The organism is Streptomyces sp. NPDC001513 (genome assembly GCF_042894695.1).
GTDB lineage: Bacteria > Actinomycetota > Actinomycetes > Streptomycetales > Streptomycetaceae > Streptomyces.
In genome coordinates, this window is sequence record NZ_JBIAVU010000009.1 from 144,755 (window position 1) to 161,112 (window position 16,358).

The following is a 16,358-nucleotide window of genomic DNA, read 5'->3' on the forward strand; positions in this document are numbered from 1 at the left end:
GGGGCCGGGGCCGTCGGCGTACCCGGGGAGGGTCTCCCGGGGGTCGTCCGGGGGAGGCTGCGCCCGGAATCTACGGGCCGGTAACCTCGGGCCCATGAGCAAGCCGCCGCGCCTGACCCTGCCCTCCGCCGCCCGCGCGTACCTCCTCACCACCGAGCGCGGCGGGTTCGCCGTGCACGAGGCCGGTGAGCCCGTCCGCGGCACCGCCCTGCTGGTCCCCGGTTTCACGGGCAGCAAGGAGGACTTCATCGGCCTCCTGGAGCCGCTGGCCGCCGCCGGGTACCGGGTGGTCGCCGTCGACGGGCGCGGCCAGTACGAGAGCCCGGGCCCGCGCGAGGAGGCTCCGTACGCCCTGGAAGAGCTGGCGCAGGACGTGCTCGCGCAGGTCCGCGCCCTGGGATCGGACCGCGTGCACCTGGTCGGGCACTCGCTCGGCGGGCTGATCTCGCGCGCCGCGGTGCTCCGCGACCCCTCGCCCTTCGCCTCGCTCACCCTGCTGAGCAGCGGGCCCGCCGCGATCGCCGAGGAGCAGCAGGCGCGTACGAAGCTGCTGGTGGCGGCGCTGGAGGCGATGGGCGGGGACATGCCCGCCATCTGGGCGGCGATGCGCGCCTACGACCCGCAGGACGCGGCCGCGGACTCCGCCGAGCTGGCGGAGTTCCTGCGGGGGCGGTGGGTGGCGACCGTTCCCGAGCAGTTGATCGTGACGGGCCGGGTGCTGATCTCCGAGCCCGACCGGGTGGAGGAGCTGGGCCGCACCGGGCTGCCGAAGCTGGTCCTGTCGGGCGCCGTCGACGACGCGTGGCCGGTACCGCTGCTGGACGAGATGGCCCGGCGCCTCGGCGCCGAGCGGGTGGTCGTCCCCGGGACGGGGCACTCCCCGAACGCCGAGGATCCGGCCGTCACGGCCGCCGCGCTGGCCGCCTTCTGGGACGTCTGCACCGGCTAGTACTTAGCCAGTGAAAAAATTTCCTTAGCGTAGGGAATGATTGCGGCCTACACTTCGTTGAACCCTGTGCAAGGAGAACACTGACGAAGGGAGAAGCCCCATGCGCTTCGAGATTCTGCGCCTGGACGATGTCGACGGATCCGCCGTGGACAGCACCGTCGTGGACGCGGCCTCCGTCAACCGGATCGTGCAGCAGGCCGCAGCCGTCGGCCAGCGCATTCTGATCCGACCGGCCGAGAGTGCGTCCATCTGACGCTCGCACGAGAACGTATCCGCCCCCGCACCGATCCGGTGCGGGGGCGTTCGCATGCGCGGGGCCGCCGGGTCAGGCGCCGTGTACGACCTGGAGCACGCCGTTGATGATCTGCTGGACGGCGATCGCCGAGAGCATCATGCCGGCGAGCCGCGTCACGAGGACGACGCCGCCGTCCTTGATGACCCGGATGATCACCAGCGAGTAGCGCATGGTGATCCACAGCACGACGTGCATCGCGATGATGGCGGCCCAGACGGAGACCTGGCCGACGGCCCCGTCCGCCTTCTGCACGGCCAGGATCACCGAGACGATCGCACCGGGCCCGGCGAGCAGCGGCATGCCCAGCGGCACCAGGGCCACGTTCACGTCCTTGGTCTGCTTCGGCTCGTCGGTCTTGCCGGTGAGCAGGTCCAGCGCGATGAGCAGGAGCAGCAGACCACCGGCGATCATCAGCGCCGGGACGGAGACGTGCAGGTAGTCCAGGATCTGCTGACCGCAGATGCCGAAGACGGCGATGACACCGAAGGCCACGCACACGGCCTGCCAGGCCATGCGGCGCTGCACCTTGACGGGGCGGCCGGAGGTGAGGGCGAGGAAGATCGGCGTGATCCCCGGGGGGTCCATAATCACAAAAAGCGTGAGAAAAAGGGATCCGAAGACGGCGAAATCAAACACAGTGATGCCTTGCAGGAGAGAGGGGTGTCGCGAAAAAAGGTGGGACGGGTGGAGCGGGCCGCGAGGGGCCGGTCAGCGCTCGCGTCCGCCGGCGCCGGGCACGGGGAAGGCTCCGGTCGCACGGCGCGTGATCTCGCCGTAGATCTCGGGGTCGGTCGTGTACTCCCCGAGGCGGCAGGTCTTGCGGCTGCCGTGGTAGTCGCTGGACCCGGTGGTCAGCAGTCCGAGGTCGCCCGCCAGGCCGCGCAGTCGCGCGCGGGTGCCGGCGTCGTGGTCCATGTGGTCCACCTCGATGCCGTCCAGGCCCGCGGCCGCCAGCTCGGCTATCGCGGACTCGGGCACGCACCGGCCGCGCTTGACGGCGGCGGGGTGCGCGAAGACGGTGACGCCGCCGGCCGCCTTGACCAGGCGGATGGCGTCGAAGGGGTCGAGCTCGTGCTTCTCGGCGTACGCGCGGCCGCCGTCGGCGAGCCAGTCGGGCGTGAACGCGTCCGAGACGGTGGGTACGACGCCCAGCTCGACCAGGGCGGTGGCGACGTGCGGCCGTCCGACCGAGCCGTCACCGGCGATCCGCGCCACCTGCTCCCAGGTGACGTCGACGCCGAGCGCCCGCAGCTTGTCGACCATGGTCCGGGCCCGGGGGGTGCGGTCGTCGCGGACGAGTTCCCGCTCGCGGGCCAGCTCGGGCTCCTCGGGATCGAAGAGGTACGCGAGCATGTGCACGCCGATCCCGTCGAGCCGGCAGGACAGCTCCGCCCCGGTCACGAGGGTCAGTCCGGTGGGAAGGGCCGCGAGGGCCTCCCCGTATCCGCCCACGGTGTCGTGGTCGGTCAGCGCGACCACGTCCAGTCCCGCGGCGGCTGCATGGCGCACCAGCTCGGCGGGGGTGTCCGTACCGTCGGATGCCGTGGAGTGGGCGTGCAGGTCGATGCGCACAGCCGAGCTCCAGGGGTCGTACGGGTGGGGGCACTCCAGGATAACCGGGCCGGAGGTCCCGATTCGCCCCGTAAGGATCCGGGGACGGCCTACGCCGGGCCCAGGATGCGGGGACTCAGGGCCCCACAAGGAAGGAGCTCGACCTCCGCTCCCGCGTCGCGGAGGTCGGTGAGGACGAGCTCGTCGTACATGAGGAGGCCGGACTGCTCCGGCCAGACGATGGCCCAGAGCCACAGGCCCCTCGCCTCCCCCGCGAAGACGGCCCGGTCGTCGGGGGCTCCGTTCAGGTGCCACAGCGGGGTCGGGCGGCCCGCGGCGACGACCTTGGTGTGGGGCGGTGACGAGACGTTGATGTAGGGGCCGGGGTCGGGCCCGTCGATGCCCGCGTACCGCGAGCCGAGTCCCACGCCCAGTTCCTCGGCGACGAGCACCAGCTCGCCGATGCCGCCCAGCGGGCCGGGGCCCGAACAGGCCACGGCCGTCGCCCGGCCGCCGCTGCGGTCGTCACCGGCGGACGCGATCCCGGTGAACAGCCACCCCACCGGCAGCGGCCACGGCATCCACGCCGGCACCCGGGACCGGTGCACCACCACGCCCAGGCCTTCGACACTGGGCGGGATGACGGGCTGGAGGGGGTGGACGGCGCCGTGCAGCGCACACTGCCAGGAGTCGGAGAAGAGTCCGGGCGCCCTGACCCGGCCACCGCACTTCGGGCAACTTGGTTCACCCCTCATAGGAAGCCACGCTCCTCCCCGCCCGGCCGCCAGTCAAGGCACGGTCACCCGTCCGGGCCGTCAGTCCAGCGCGACGGCGCTACGCAAAGGGTCCCGCAGGTCCGTCCCGCGCGCGAGCCAGCGTTCCTGGAGCGCGGCCGCCCCGTGCACCCGCTTCCACGCGGCCTCGTTCGCCGTCATGGGCAGCAGCGGCAGGAACTGCACCGGATCCATGGGCTCGTCGAGCTCCAGGTCCTCCACCAGACCGCCCGGTTCCGCCACGAGGACGGAGCTGAAGGGGGCCCCGTCCCAGAGCGGATCACCCACGTCCAGCGAGGCCCCAGGAGCCACGACGAGCCCCTCGACCTGCGGGGACGCGGCCAGTACCGCGAGCGGCCTGAGCAGTCTGTCGGTGGGCGCCAGCCCTCCCCGTACGGTCAGCACCAGCTCGGCGCGCGGGCCCCGTACGGGGTCGGCGACCACGGCGGTCGGATCGGTCATCGGGTGCGCGGACATCCCGAGGGTCGCGTACCGCACGAGGTCGCCCTCGGCGAAACGGAGTACCTCGATGCGGTCGGTGCCCAGGAAGGTGACGGCGGCGCGGGCGTCGGGTTCACCGAGCGCGCTGCGCAGCCGGGCCTCGACGAGAGCCAGAATTTCTGCCATGGAGCGAGCATAGAACTCGTATCAGGCGGGTAAAGGGCGGGCCTTGACCATCCGTCGGCTGATAGTGTTGACAGCTGTTCGGGGCCGCATGCCGAAGCATGCCTGGCACCCCGGAGACAGGACCTCCCCCACGGGGGACCGGCCGGAGGAGGTGGGGCTGCAATGGATCGAAGTCGATCGTGCAGTACCAATCGCTCTTCCGCTTCTGTGACGGACGCTTCCCGCCCCGTTTGATCTTCCGATCAGTAGAAGAGCGACGGCAGAACTTTGTCCTCCCGTCCTGTTCCCTCCCCCGAGCCCCGGGCCCGCCGCCCGCGGTCGTGGAGGGTCTCCCACCCGTACGGTCCGCAGCCGTGCGTCGAAGGAGCCTGCCATGTCGATGCTGCCCTACCTGCGTGCGGCCGTCCGCCCGTCGCTGCGCAAGTCCACCCCCGCCCAGCCCGGCTACGACACCACGCGTGACCCGTCGGCGAGCAGCGCGGTGGTCGACTGCGCCGTGTACCGCGACGGCCGGCGCATGCTGGGGCCGGCGTGCCTGACGCCACGTGAGGCGATCCGCCGCGTCCGCGAGGACGGCGGCTTCGCCTGGATCGGCCTGCACGAGCCGACCGAGGCCGAGTTCGCGGGGATCGCCGCCACCTTCGGACTGCACCCGCTGGCCGTGGAGGACGCGGTCCACGCCCACCAGCGGCCGAAGCTGGAGCGCTACGACGACACGCTCTTCACCGTCTTCAAGACGATCCACTACGTCGAGCACGCGGAACTGACCGCCACCAGCGAGGTCGTGGAGACCGGCGAGGTGATGTGCTTCACGGGCCCCGACTTCGTCATCACCGTGCGGCACGGCGGCCAGGGTTCCCTCAAGGGGCTTCGGCACCGGCTCCAGGACGACCCCGACCTCCTCGCCAAGGGCCCCTCGTCGGTCCTGCACTCCATCGCCGACCACGTCGTCGACGGGTACATCGCGGTCGCGGCGGCGGTACAGGACGACATCGACGAGGTGGAGAGCGACGTCTTCGCCGCCCCCGCCAAGGGCAGTACGCGCGGCGGCGACGCGGGCCGCATCTACCAGCTCAAGCGCGAGGTGCTGGAGTTCAAGCGGGCGGTCTCGCCGCTGCTGCGCCCGATGGAGCTGCTGAGCGAGCGGCCGATGCGGCTGGTGGACCCGGACATCCAGAAGTACTTCCGGGACGTGGCCGACCACTTGGCGCGGGTGCACGAGCAGGTGGTGGGCTTCGACGAGCTGCTGAACTCGATCCTGCAGGCCAACCTCGCGCAGGCGACGGTCGCCCAGAACGAGGACATGCGCAAGATCACATCGTGGGCGGCGATCATCGCCGTGCCGACGATGATCTGCGGGGTGTACGGGATGAACTTCGAGCACATGCCCGAGCTCCAGTGGAAGTACGGCTACCCGATGGTGATGGTCACGATCGTCGGGATCTGCTTCACCATCCACCGCGCGCTGCGCCGCCACGGCTGGCTGTAGGGCGGGCGGGGGCACCCCCTACCCTGTCCGCATGACTCTCAGCACGCTCGACCTGGCCCTCGTCGAGGAGGCCACGAAGAAGTCCGGCCTGATCTGGGTCCGCGGCGCCGGGGCGGACCGCGCCCTGTGGCACGCCTGGGTGGACGGCGCGGCCCACGTCGTGGGCGACGGGCCCGGTGAGCAGCCGTTCCCGGGGCTGGCGGACGGCGCGTCCGCCGAGGTGACCGTGCGGAGCAAGGACAAGGGCGGCCGGCTGGTGGCCTGGACGGCGACCGTGCGCGAGCTCCCGCCGCGCGGCGAGGAGTGGGCGGCGGCGGTGGCCGAGCTCAAGGGCAAGCGGCTGAACGCGCCCGACTCCGAGGACATGACGGAGCGGTGGGCCCGGGAGTGCCGGCTGCTGCGGCTGGAGCCGGAGTCGGTACGGGCGGAGCTGCCGGCCGGGTCGCTGGCCGCGGCCCCGCTGGGCTCCCCGGCGACCACGCGCAAGCCGATCCCGGCGGGCCTCCCGAAGCTCCTGCTGAAGCGCAAGAAGGCCGCCCGCGGCTAGGCCATCTCTTCCGCCCCGTCACTCTCCGCCGGAGGGGTCCGCCGGCTCCTCAGGGCTCGGCGGGGTCACCGGGATCGTTTCCTCCCGAGGGCGGGTCAAGGTTTGGTCGGATTGGCGCCCTGCCCGGAGCCCTTGGAGGGGGCCGGGGCGGGCTCGCCGCTCTGGTCCTTCGTCGTCGGCAGCTGCGTGCCGTAGTCGACCGTCTGGTCCTGCGCGGGCGGGTCCAGCTGGAACGGCTTGCCCCACTCCGCCAGTTCCACCCGGCCGGCGCCGCCGGCGCGCTCCATGAGCAGCGGGTACGGGGTCCCCTCCAGCGATACCGAGAGCTTGCCGCCCTTGCCCGCGTCCGCGGTGACCTGGACCGCGCGGGTGTGCCCGACCTTCGTGTAGGAGCCCTTGGCGAGCTTGCCCTCCAGGCCGAGCAGCCCGTCCAGCAGGACGTCCATGTCGGTGAACCCGCGGAACTGCTTGTACGAGGGGTCGCCCTCGGGCACCTTCACGTACTTGTCGCCGAGCTTGCCGGCCGAGTCGGACTGCCCCCAGAACGCCGCGCTCGCCTTCAGGTACAGCTGCTCGCCCACGCGCAGCAGCTGGAAGGTGTCGTCCTTGGACTTCACCTCGCCGGAGCCGCCGTCGGACTTCAGCTTCATGTCGAGGGTGAAGGACTTGCCGCCGCTCACCAGCGTGCCGGACAGGTGGACCGAGTCGGCCCCCGTGGCGGCCTCCTTCGCCTTCTCCTCGATCTTGTCGGCGGAGAGCTTGCCCACACCGTTCGTGCCCTCGTCGGGGTCCTCCCCACAGCCCGTACCGGTGACGGCGAGGCCCGCGCACAGCACACCGATGAAGGCGGCCCGGCGCAGCCGCGCGGCAGGGAAGTAGGCGGTCACGTGCGGGTGCCTCTCGTCGGTCGTCTGCGAGCAGCAGGCAGCGTACCCGCCCGTACGCCGCCGTCCGCGACCGCGCCCCGCGTGACGGGGGCGGACCCCGCCGGGCCCCGGGCGGAGCGCCCACCAGGACGCTTGCCCGCGGCACGGGCTAGCCTGAGGGCCGATAGGACTGTTGGTGGACGCTCTAGGAGGCGCTCGGATGGTTGCAGGCGCCCCGCGGATCTTCGTCTCGCATCTGTCGGGTGTGCCCGTCTTCGACCCCAACGGCGACCAGGTCGGGCGCGTCCGCGATCTGGTCGCGATGCTGCGCGTCGGGGGCCGCCCGCCCCGGCTGCTGGGTCTGGTGGTCGAGGTGGTCAGCCGGCGCCGGATCTTCCTGCCGATGACGCGCGTCACGGGCGTGGAGTCCGGCCAGGTCATCACCACCGGTGTCGTCAACATGCGGCGCTTCGAGCAGCGCCCCACCGAGCGGCTGGTCCTGGGCGAGCTGCTGGACCGCCGGGTGACGGTGGTCGGCAGCGGCGAGGAGGTCACCGTCCTGGACGTGGCCATCCAGCAGTTGCCGGCCCGGCGGGACTGGGAGATCGACCGGATCTTCGTGCGGAAGGGCAAGTCGGGGGCGTTGCGCCGGCGCGGCGAGACGCTGACGGTGGAGTGGTCGGCGGTGACGGGCTTCTCGCTGGAGGAGCACGGGCAGGGCGCCGAGAACCTGGTCGCCACCTTCGAGCAGATGCGCCCGGCCGACGTGGCGAACGTCCTGCACCACCTGACGCCGAAGCGGCGCGCCGAGGTGGCGAACGCCCTCGACGACGACCGGCTCGCGGACGTGCTGGAGGAGCTGCCGGAGGACGAGCAGGTGGAGATCCTCGGCAAGCTGAAGGAGGAGCGCGCCGCCGACGTCCTGGAGGCGATGGACCCGGACGACGCGGCCGACCTGCTGTCCGAGCTGCCGGAGGACGACAAGGAGCGGCTGCTGACGCTGATGCAGCCGGACGACGCGGCCGACGTGCGCCGCCTGCTGTCGTACGAGGAGAACACCGCGGGCGGTCTGATGACCACCGAGCCGATCGTGCTGCGGCCGGACGCGACGGTCGCGGACGCGCTGGCCCGCGTACGGCAGGCGGACCTGTCGCCGGCGCTGGCGGCGCAGGTGTACGTGTGCCGGCCGCCGGACGAGACGCCCACGGGCAAGTACCTGGGCACGGTGCACTTCCAGCGGCTGCTGCGGGACCCGCCGTTCACGCTGGTCAGTTCGATCGTGGACACGGACCTGCCGCCGCTGCGGCCGGACGCCTCGCTGCCCGCGGTGACCACGCACCTGGCCGCCTACAACATGGTGGCGGTGCCGGTGGTCGACGAGAGCGGCTCGCTGCTGGGCGCGGTGACGGTCGACGACGTGCTGGACCACCTGCTGCCGGACGACTGGCGGGAGACGGAATTCCATTCCGAGGAGGCCGTGGGTGGCCAGTGAGAAGGGGCGCTTCGACCGGGGTCGCGGCGAGCAGGCCCGTGAGCGGCGCCGCGAGCAGATCCGGGAGCGGCGCGAACAGGCACGGCTGCAGGCCCGCGAGTACGGGCTGTCGGTGGAGGCCGGCGACCGGGCGGAGCGGGCCAAGGCCGCCACGTCGACCGGGTCGAGCGCGCTGACCCGGTCGCGGGTGCGCCTGGACCTGCCGCGCGCCCCGCGCCGCTCGCTGCTGCCCGAATACGACCCGGAGGCCTTCGGGCGGCTGTCGGAGCGGGTGGCGCGGTTCCTCGGCACGGGCCGGTTCATCGTCTGGATGACCCTGGTCATCATCGTGTGGGTGCTGTGGAACATCTTCGCGCCGGACGACCTGCGGTTCGACGAGTACCCGTTCATCTTCCTGACGCTGATGCTGTCGCTCCAGGCCTCCTACGCCGCTCCGCTGATCCTGCTCGCGCAGAACCGGCAGGACGACCGCGACCGGGTCAACCTGGAGCAGGACCGCAAGCAGAACGAGCGGTCCATCGCGGACACGGAGTACCTGACCCGCGAGATCGCGGCCCTGCGGATGGGTCTGGGCGAGGTCGCCACGCGCGACTGGATCAGATCCGAGTTCCAGGACCTGATCAAGGAGATGGACGAGCGGCGTCTATTCCCCTCCGAACGTGATGAAGGCGACCGCTGACAGGCTTACCTGCGGCCTGCTACCGAGCCGTACCATCGGGTACATGGCTACCGACACAAGCTCCGCCGCCGTACCTGAGCAGGACGCGATCCTGGACGCTCTGGCGACGGTGAACGACCCCGAGATCCACCGGCCGATCACCGAGCTCGGCATGGTCAAATCGGTGGAGATCGGTGACGGTGGCGCGGTCGCCGTCACGGTCTACCTCACGGTGTCGGGCTGCCCCATGCGCGAGACCATCACGAAGAACGTCACCGAGGCCGTCGAGAAGGTCGCGGGCGTCACCTCCGTCGCCGTCTCCCTCGACGTGATGAGCGACGAGCAGCGCAAGGACCTGGCGGCCACCCTGCGCGGCGGCACCGCCGAGCGCGAGGTGCCCTTCGCCAAGCCGGGCTCGCTGACCCGCGTGTACGCGGTCGCGTCCGGCAAGGGCGGCGTCGGCAAGTCCTCGGTCACCGTCAACCTGGCCGCGGCGATGGCGGCGGACGGCCTGAAGGTCGGCGTGGTCGACGCGGACATCTACGGCCACAGCGTGCCGCGCATGCTCGGTGTCGAGGGCCGCCCGACCCAGGTCGAGAACATGATCATGCCGCCGTCGGCGCACGGCGTGAAGGTCATCTCCATCGGCATGTTCACCCCGGGCAACGCCCCGGTGGTGTGGCGCGGACCGATGCTGCACCGCGCGCTTCAGCAGTTCCTGGCGGACGTGTTCTGGGGCGACCTGGACGTCCTGCTGCTGGACCTGCCGCCGGGCACCGGCGACATCGCGATCTCGGTGGCCCAGCTCGTGCCGAACGCCGAGATCCTCGTCGTCACCACCCCGCAGCAGGCCGCGGCCGAGGTCGCGGAGCGGGCCGGCTCGATCGCCGTACAGACCCACCAGAAGATCGTCGGCGTCGTCGAGAACATGTCGGGCCTGCCGTGCCCGCACTGCGACGAGATGGTGGACGTCTTCGGCTCGGGCGGTGGCCAGAGGGTCGCCGACGGGCTGACCAAGACGGTCGGCGCCTCGGTGCCGGTGCTGGGCTCGATCCCGATCGACGTGCGCCTGCGCGAGGGCGGCGACGAGGGCAGGCCCGTCGTCCTGTCCGACCCGGACTCCCCGGCCGGCGCGGCCCTGCGCGCGATCGCCGGCAAGCTCGGCGGCCGCTCCCGCGGCCTCTCGGGCATGTCCCTGGGCATCACCCCGCGGAACAAGTTCTAGCAGGCACGGCCCGCGCACCGGGCCGCACAGCACGAAGGGCACCGCCGGCCGGCGGTGCCCTTTCCGTACCCGCCTGCCTACTCGTACGTACCGAGGTCCGCGATCGCCGAGAAGCCGAGCCCGTACGCGCTCATCCCGCGCCCGTAGGCACCCAGGTGGACGCCGCTCCCTGTGGACCCGGCCAGCACCCACCCGAACTCGGACTCGCGGTAGTGGAACGGCGTCGGCTCCCCGTCCACCGGCAGCGACAGCGTCGACCAGTCACCGCCGGCGAGGTCGTCCGCGAGCTCCCACGCGGCCTCGGTCTGCTGGTCGAGCCAGTCGTCGCGCAGGGAGTGGTCCATCTGTCCGGGCCAGCTGTAGGCCAGCAGCCCGGAGCCGGCCAGCCAGGCCGCCGAGGAGACCGAGGTGGCCTCCAGGACGCCGGTGCCGTCGCCGCTGCGGCGCAGCGGGTTGCTCGCCACGGTGATGACCACCGCGAAGCGTTCCTTCTCGCCGGTGGCGATCTCGCCCCGGGCGGAGGGCTCGTCGCCGTGACCGGTGGAGCCGTGCTCCACGGTCCCGTCGGCGGCGGTGCCGACCTGCATCAGCCGGCGGGGGCCGGTGAAGGCCCCGTCCAGCCCGTACCAGGGGAAGTCTGCGGCCAGGAAGCCCTCGGCCGTCCGCCGGGCGGCCGGCACCGGTGCGGCGGCCTCCTGCGGCTGTGTGTCGGTCTGCGCGTCGGTCTGCGGTTCCTGCGCGGGTGCGGCGGCGGTGGCGGGTGCCTCGGCGGTCTGCGCCCCGACCCGGCTACTGCTCGTCGTCTCCATCTGAGCGGCCTCTCGTTCCGTGGGGTCCGGAACGGCCCTCCCCCTCGCTGGGCTGGGGGGACCCCCTCCCTCGGGCGTCCTGGGTCCGGACAACAGATGGAGGATAGCCACCCGACCGCGAAACGCCGGGCAGGCCGCGTGTCACGTGGCGTCGGCGTCGAAGCGCGAACGCTGTTCCGGGGCCGGGGAGACGGGCTTCTTGAGCAGATCGGGGCCCGTGCCGATGGGCGTGGCGGCAGCCGACGAGGAGGCCGCCGCGGGGGTGGCCTCGTCGCCGTTCACGGCGTCGGCGACGTCGTTCAGCTCCTTGCGGAGGTCGAAGCTGCTGCGGAGGTCCTTGAGGTCCTCGTTCTCGGTCAGCTGCTTGCGGATGAACGTCTTCGGATTCAGGTCCTCGAACTCGAAGTCCTTGAATTCCGGGCCGAGTTCGGAGCGGATGTCCTGCTTCGCACTGTCCGAGAACGCACGGATCTTCCGGATGAAGCCCGTCACGTCCTGAATGACCTTGGGCAGCTTCTCCGGGCCGAAGACGAGGATGCCGAGCACCACGATCGTGACAAGTTCGAGTGCGCCTATGTCGTTGAACACCTTGCCGCTCCTCGGCTCTCTATCACTTCGGGCCCGAACACACGGTACCCGGCCTTGTCCACACACCCATACCTGTGTGCGGCCTCCGTGACGCTTTCACCCGCCCGTCACCCCCCGCTCATGATCCGTTCGCCGATCCGAGGACCACCTGCAGCGTGCGTTCGCGGCCCTCGCGCAGCACGGTGAGGGTGAGCGGATCGCCCGGGCGGTGCGCCCGGATCTTGATGATCAGCTCGTCACCGCCCCGGACCCGCTGGCCGTCCACCTTGGTGATCACGTCGCCGGCCTTGATCCCGGCGCGTGCGCCCGGCCCGTCGGCGACCACGGACGGCTTGCCGTCCTCGCCCTTGTCCCCGACCCGGGCTCCGTCGCCCGTGTAGTCCATGTCGAGGGTGACCCCGATGACGGGGTGCGTGGCGCGGCCGGTGCGGATGAGTTCCTCGGCGACGCGCTTGCCCTGGTTGATGGGGATGGCGAAGCCGAGCCCGATGGAGCCGCCCTGGCGGCTGGGGTCGTCCTTGTCGGCGCCGCGGATGGCGCTGTTGATGCCGACCACGTGGGCCCTGGCGTCGAGGAGGGGGCCGCCGGAGTTGCCGGGGTTGATCGGGGCGTCGGTCTGCAGCGCGTCGACGTAGCTGATGTCGCTTCCGTCGCCCTTGTCGCCGCCCGCGGTGACGGGCCGGCCGGTGGCGCTGATGATGCCGGCGGTGACGGTGTTGGAGAGGTCGAAGGGCGCGCCGATGGCCACCACCGGGTCGCCGACCTTCACGTTCTCGGAGTTCCCCAGGCTCAGCGGCCGCAGGCCCCGTACGCCGCTGACCTTGACCACGGCCAGGTCGTACCCGGAGTCGCGGCCGACCAGCTCGGCGGTGACGCTCTCGCCGGTGCTGAAGGTGACCGCTATCTCCTTGGAGTCGGCGACCACGTGGTTGTTGGTCAGGATGTGGCCCTGCTCGTCGAGGACGAAGCCGGTGCCCGTGCCGCTGCCCTTCTCGCCCCGCACGTGCAGGGTGACCACTCCGGGGAGCGCGGTGGCCGCGATCCCGGCCACGCTCTCGGGCGCCCGGCCCTTGTCGGCGACGGCGGCCTGGGGGAGCTCCAGCCGGGTGCTGCTCTGCCGTTCGGCGAGGACGCCGACGTAGCCGCCGATCCCGCCGGCGAGGAGGGCGGTTCCGGCGCTGAGGGCCGCCACCTGCCACAGCCGGAAGCCGCGCCGGTCCAGGCCGCGGTCCACGACCTGGAGCGGCTGCTCGCCCCAGGGGTCGTAGCGCACCTCGCGGGCCGGCGGCGCGCCGTCCTGGCCGGCCTCACGGGCGGCCGGGACGCGGTCCTCGGGGCCGGGCTCCTGCCACGCCCCCTGCGCCGCCTCGTCCCCGGCTCCGGGCCGCGGGGCGGGCACTGCGTCGGGGCGGCCGTCAGCCGTGCCCTCGGGCCGGCTCCACCACTGTGGAGCCGGATCGGTCTGCTGCCTGTCGGCCATCGGCGCTCCCCGCGTACCTATGCGCATGTGGAGCTGATTCAACCAGCTCCGAGGTCAGCGCAGCAGGGAGACCGGACGCGCGGGGATCGCAGGGGTGGGGTGCACGGGCGGCAGGGGGGTCGCGGCGGTCGACAGGAGGGTCGGTACGGCCGCGGGCGTGGGCATGCGCTCACGGACCGACGCGTCGGCCACCGGGAGGGCGGGGCCCGTCCTGGAGGCGGGCGCGGGGGAATCCCCCCGGACGTTCGGGTCCAGGCCCTCCTGCGGCAGCGCACCGCCCAGGGCGAGCGCGGCCAGTGACACGGCTCCGGCGGCGACGAAGGCGAACCGGCGGCGCGGCCGGCCCACCTCGTGTATGCGGAAGCCCTGCTGCTGCGGGCGGGCGGCCGGGGGCAGCCCGTACGCGAACGCGTCGAAGGGGCCGGCCGCCGTCGGACCCTGCGGACCGCCGGGCGGGCCGGTGGGGCCGTCGGGGCCGCTGCCGGGGAGCCCCTGCAGCCGCGCCAGCAGTCCCGCGGACAGCGGCGGGGGCGCGCTCTCCACGAACATGGTCTTCAGGCGGCGCTGGGCATCGGCCTCGGCCTTGCACTTGGCGCACGTCGCCAGGTGGGCCAGGACCCGCTCCCGTGCGTCGTGCTTCAGCTCCCCGTCCACCAGGGCGGCAAGCCGGTCGCCCAGGTGCTGTTCGGCAGGAGACGGACTGACTTCGCTCACTCGGCTCCGCCCTCTCCCCCGGCACCGGGGGCGCCCATCGCCACGCCCGCCAGGGCGCGCTGCTCGGCACGGGCCTCGGGAGACCGGTGCTTGAGCGCCTTGCGCAGGTGCGAACGGCCCCGGTGGATACGGCTGCGCACGGTGCCGAGCTTCACGCCGAGCGTGGCGGCGATCTCCTCGTACGACAGGCCCTCGATGTCGCACAGCACCACGGCCGCGCGGAACTCGGGCGCGAGGGTGTCCAGCGCCTGCTGGACGTCCGCGTCGAAGTGGGTGTCGTGCAGCACCTGCTGCGGGGACGGCTCACGGCTCGGCAGCCGCTCGGCGGCGTCGTCGCCGAGCGCGTCGAAGCGGATCCGCTGCTTGCGGCGCACCATGTCCAGGAACAGGTTCGTCGTGATGCGGTGGAGCCAGCCCTCGAAGGTGCCGGGCGTGTACGTGGAGAGCGAGCGGAAGACGCGAACGAAGACCTCTTGGGTCAGGTCCTCGGCGTCGTGCTGGTTACCCGTCAGACGGTAGGCAAGGCGGTAGACCCGCGCGCTGTGCGTGCTGACGATCTCCTCCCACGAAGGAGGGGTCCACGCCTGGGAGCCCGCATCGGCGGCAAAGGTCGCGGTGGTCGCGGCGTCGGCGGTGTGGAAGCGGTCAGCAATGTAGGTCACGGATTTCGGCTCACCCGCCGACCAGAAGAGGCGTCTCAGTACGCCCCTACGATCCACAGGCGCAGCCGCACCTCCCCTGTCGGCTCTGGTGGTGTCCAGTGGAGTCCCTACCATAGCCACCCCCTCTGTCAGCTCCGGATAAGCGTTTTTGCAGTATCTTTACGTGGGATTTAGGTCCCGGAGCGGCCCCGGCCGTCGATCTGCCCGGCACCGTCCCTTCTGATCCCGCATCCACCCTGCACAACGCCCGGTCCCATCTGCGGGTTCCCGACGTCAGCGGATACAGTCACCGTTGCGCCAACTATGGGGACAGGAGAGGGTCATTACCGGCAACCGGCAGACGAGCTGGGCGTTCGCCGACGCGTTTGTCGCCGAGGACGACGCTCTGCGATGGGCCCGCGACCGGTCCAGGGAAGCGGGCCTGCGCTCCGTCTCCCCCGGCACCGGGGCCGCGCTGCGCCTGCTGGCCGCCACCGCGGACGCCAAAGCGGTCGCCGAGATCGGCACCGGAACGGGCGTCTCCGGCATCCACCTCCTGCACGGCATGCGCCCCGACGGGGTGCTGACCACGGTGGATCCCGAGCCGGACCGGCAGGCCTTCGCACGCCAGGCCTTCCGCGCCGCCGGCTTCGCGGGCAACCGCGCCCGCTTCATCCCCGGCCGCGCCCTCGACGTCCTGCCCCGGCTCGCCGACGGCGGGTACGACCTCGTCTTCTGCGACGGGGACCCCACCGAGTCCCTCGACTACCTCGCCGAATCGTTGCGGCTGCTGCGCCCCGGCGGGCTGGTGTGCTTCGAAGGGGTCTTCTCCGACGGCCGTACGGTCGACTCCGCGGCCCAGCCGGTGGAGGTGCTGCGCGTCCGCGAGCTGCTGCGCAGCGTCCGGGAGAGCCCGGCCCTGGAGGCCGCGCTGCTGCCGGTGGGCGACGGGCTGCTCTGCGCCGTGCGGCGCTGAGCCCCGGGCGCCCGGCCCCCGTACGGTCAGCTCAGCAGGGCGAAGGTGAGCGCGGCCGTGCCGCCCAGGGCGGTGCCGGCGAGCAGCTGGGCGAGGGTGTGCGCCCTCAGCACCAGCCGGGACCAGCCGACGGCGGCGGCGATCAGGGCCGCGGGGAGCACCGGCGGGCCGAAGACGAGCGCCAGGATCATCACCGTGCCGCCGGCCACCGACATGTGGACGGATATCTGCCAGCCGACCGTGACCAGCAGGGACGAGACCAGCCCCACGAGCATCGCGACGACGAGCGCGAAGACCTCCCGGGGTGCGCCGAGGACGTGCAGCAGGGTGATCCCGGCGACGACGGAGAGCAGGCTCAGGCCCATCGGGACGATCCGCTGCCGCCGCACCCGTATGTGCTGGTCGGTCAGCGCCCCGCGGCGCACGCCGAGGACGATGATGCCGATCGGGACCACGCCGCAGAACAGGGCGCCGAGCAGGCCCCAGCCGAGCCCGGTCCACGAGGTGGTGCTGTGCCAGCCGATCAGCAGGAGCAGGGCCACCACCAGGTTCGCCGGCGCCAGCACGTCGGAGAGGACCCGGGCCGCCTTCTGGCGGGGGCTGCAGTCGGCGAAGGCGGGCGGCGCGGGCGGCGAGAAGGTCACGGCGGGGCTCCGGAGGGGATCTGTCCTCGAACAC

General features: G+C 72.2%; 19 protein-coding genes. 8 read left to right on the plus strand and 11 right to left on the minus strand.

Annotated elements, in window-relative coordinates:
* Nucleotides 1-94 precede the first annotated feature (94 nt).
* Nucleotides 95-949: an alpha/beta fold hydrolase gene (locus ACFYZ4_RS21290; protein ID WP_390784562.1), complete on the plus strand. Its 855-nt coding sequence runs from the start codon at nt 95-97 to the stop codon at nt 947-949.
* Nucleotides 950-1,049: 100 nt separating this feature from the next.
* On the plus strand, nt 1,050-1,202 hold the full coding sequence (locus ACFYZ4_RS21295; protein WP_199808063.1) for a hypothetical protein: 153 nt from the start codon (nt 1,050-1,052) through the stop codon (nt 1,200-1,202).
* A 72-nt stretch (nt 1,203-1,274) separates the two neighbouring features.
* Here ACFYZ4_RS21295 and ACFYZ4_RS21300 read toward each other — a convergent pair whose 3' ends face one another.
* The 4 genes from ACFYZ4_RS21300 to ACFYZ4_RS21315 all read right to left on the minus strand — a co-directional run bounded on the left by ACFYZ4_RS21300 (nt 1,275) and on the right by ACFYZ4_RS21315 (nt 4,195).
* Nucleotides 1,275-1,880, minus strand: a complete 606-nt coding sequence (locus ACFYZ4_RS21300) for a MarC family protein (RefSeq protein ID WP_351294222.1) — start codon at nt 1,878-1,880, stop codon at nt 1,275-1,277.
* A gap of 72 nt (nt 1,881-1,952) precedes the next feature.
* Nucleotides 1,953-2,816, minus strand: coding sequence for a PHP domain-containing protein (locus ACFYZ4_RS21305; RefSeq protein WP_390784563.1), 864 nt, complete (start codon nt 2,814-2,816; stop codon nt 1,953-1,955).
* Between the two features lie 89 nt (nt 2,817-2,905).
* A complete protein-coding gene (locus tag ACFYZ4_RS21310) occupies nt 2,906-3,550 on the minus strand; it encodes a DUF6758 family protein (RefSeq protein ID WP_351294216.1) in 645 nt (214 codons plus the stop codon).
* A gap of 60 nt (nt 3,551-3,610) precedes the next feature.
* Entirely contained in the window at nt 3,611-4,195 is a 585-nt protein-coding gene (locus ACFYZ4_RS21315; protein WP_351294213.1) for a suppressor of fused domain protein, read from the minus strand.
* 373 nt (nt 4,196-4,568) lie between these two features.
* Here ACFYZ4_RS21315 and ACFYZ4_RS21320 point away from each other — a divergent pair, with 373 nt between their 5' ends.
* Both ACFYZ4_RS21320 and ACFYZ4_RS21325 read left to right on the plus strand, forming a co-directional pair.
* Nucleotides 4,569-5,684 (plus strand): magnesium and cobalt transport protein CorA, encoded by a 1,116-nt coding sequence (locus ACFYZ4_RS21320; protein WP_351294210.1) that lies wholly within the window; start codon nt 4,569-4,571, stop codon nt 5,682-5,684.
* Between the two features lie 31 nt (nt 5,685-5,715).
* Nucleotides 5,716-6,231 (plus strand): hypothetical protein, encoded by a 516-nt coding sequence (locus ACFYZ4_RS21325; protein WP_351294207.1) that lies wholly within the window; start codon nt 5,716-5,718, stop codon nt 6,229-6,231.
* A gap of 95 nt (nt 6,232-6,326) precedes the next feature.
* Here ACFYZ4_RS21325 and ACFYZ4_RS21330 read toward each other — a convergent pair whose 3' ends face one another.
* A complete protein-coding gene (locus ACFYZ4_RS21330; protein ID WP_351294204.1) occupies nt 6,327-7,118 on the minus strand; it encodes a hypothetical protein in 792 nt (263 codons plus the stop codon).
* A 199-nt stretch (nt 7,119-7,317) separates the two neighbouring features.
* On the opposite strand from ACFYZ4_RS21330, the gene ACFYZ4_RS21335 reads away from it, so the two are divergent.
* From ACFYZ4_RS21335 to ACFYZ4_RS21345, 3 genes are all read left to right on the plus strand, one after another.
* On the plus strand, nt 7,318-8,589 hold the full coding sequence (locus tag ACFYZ4_RS21335) for a magnesium transporter MgtE N-terminal domain-containing protein (protein ID WP_351294202.1): 1,272 nt from the start codon (nt 7,318-7,320) through the stop codon (nt 8,587-8,589).
* A 106-nt stretch (nt 8,590-8,695) separates the two neighbouring features.
* A complete protein-coding gene (locus ACFYZ4_RS21340; protein ID WP_384350362.1) occupies nt 8,696-9,268 on the plus strand; it encodes a DUF1003 domain-containing protein in 573 nt (190 codons plus the stop codon).
* 43 nt (nt 9,269-9,311) lie between these two features.
* Entirely contained in the window at nt 9,312-10,472 is a 1,161-nt protein-coding gene (locus ACFYZ4_RS21345; protein ID WP_351596451.1) for an Mrp/NBP35 family ATP-binding protein, read from the plus strand.
* Between the two features lie 77 nt (nt 10,473-10,549).
* Here ACFYZ4_RS21345 and ACFYZ4_RS21350 read toward each other — a convergent pair whose 3' ends face one another.
* The 5 genes from ACFYZ4_RS21350 to sigE all read right to left on the minus strand — a co-directional run bounded on the left by ACFYZ4_RS21350 (nt 10,550) and on the right by sigE (nt 14,839).
* The gene (locus tag ACFYZ4_RS21350; protein WP_351294197.1) at nt 10,550-11,281 is read right to left on the minus strand and encodes a hypothetical protein; all 732 of its coding nucleotides are present in this window, start codon (nt 11,279-11,281) and stop codon (nt 10,550-10,552) included.
* A gap of 141 nt (nt 11,282-11,422) precedes the next feature.
* Nucleotides 11,423-11,869, minus strand: coding sequence for a sec-independent translocase (locus tag ACFYZ4_RS21355; RefSeq protein ID WP_351294194.1), 447 nt, complete (start codon nt 11,867-11,869; stop codon nt 11,423-11,425).
* Between the two features lie 118 nt (nt 11,870-11,987).
* Entirely contained in the window at nt 11,988-13,349 is a 1,362-nt protein-coding gene (locus ACFYZ4_RS21360) for a trypsin-like peptidase domain-containing protein (RefSeq protein WP_390784564.1), read from the minus strand.
* A 54-nt stretch (nt 13,350-13,403) separates the two neighbouring features.
* Nucleotides 13,404-14,063, minus strand: a complete 660-nt coding sequence (locus tag ACFYZ4_RS21365; protein WP_351294188.1) for a zf-HC2 domain-containing protein — start codon at nt 14,061-14,063, stop codon at nt 13,404-13,406.
* Nucleotides 14,060-14,839 carry an RNA polymerase sigma factor SigE gene (gene sigE, locus ACFYZ4_RS21370; protein WP_351294185.1) on the minus strand — a complete coding sequence of 260 codons (780 nt, stop codon included), beginning with the start codon at nt 14,837-14,839 and terminating at the stop codon, nt 14,060-14,062. The genes ACFYZ4_RS21365 and sigE overlap by 4 nt, the downstream gene beginning before the upstream one ends.
* A gap of 178 nt (nt 14,840-15,017) precedes the next feature.
* Here sigE and ACFYZ4_RS21375 point away from each other — a divergent pair, with 178 nt between their 5' ends.
* Entirely contained in the window at nt 15,018-15,680 is a 663-nt protein-coding gene (locus ACFYZ4_RS21375; protein WP_030710037.1) for an O-methyltransferase, read from the plus strand.
* Between the two features lie 26 nt (nt 15,681-15,706).
* Here the strand turns inward: ACFYZ4_RS21375 and ACFYZ4_RS21380 are convergent, their stop codons facing one another.
* On the minus strand, nt 15,707-16,324 hold the full coding sequence (locus tag ACFYZ4_RS21380) for a hypothetical protein (protein ID WP_351294181.1): 618 nt from the start codon (nt 16,322-16,324) through the stop codon (nt 15,707-15,709).
* Nucleotides 16,325-16,358: the final 34 nt, after the last annotated feature.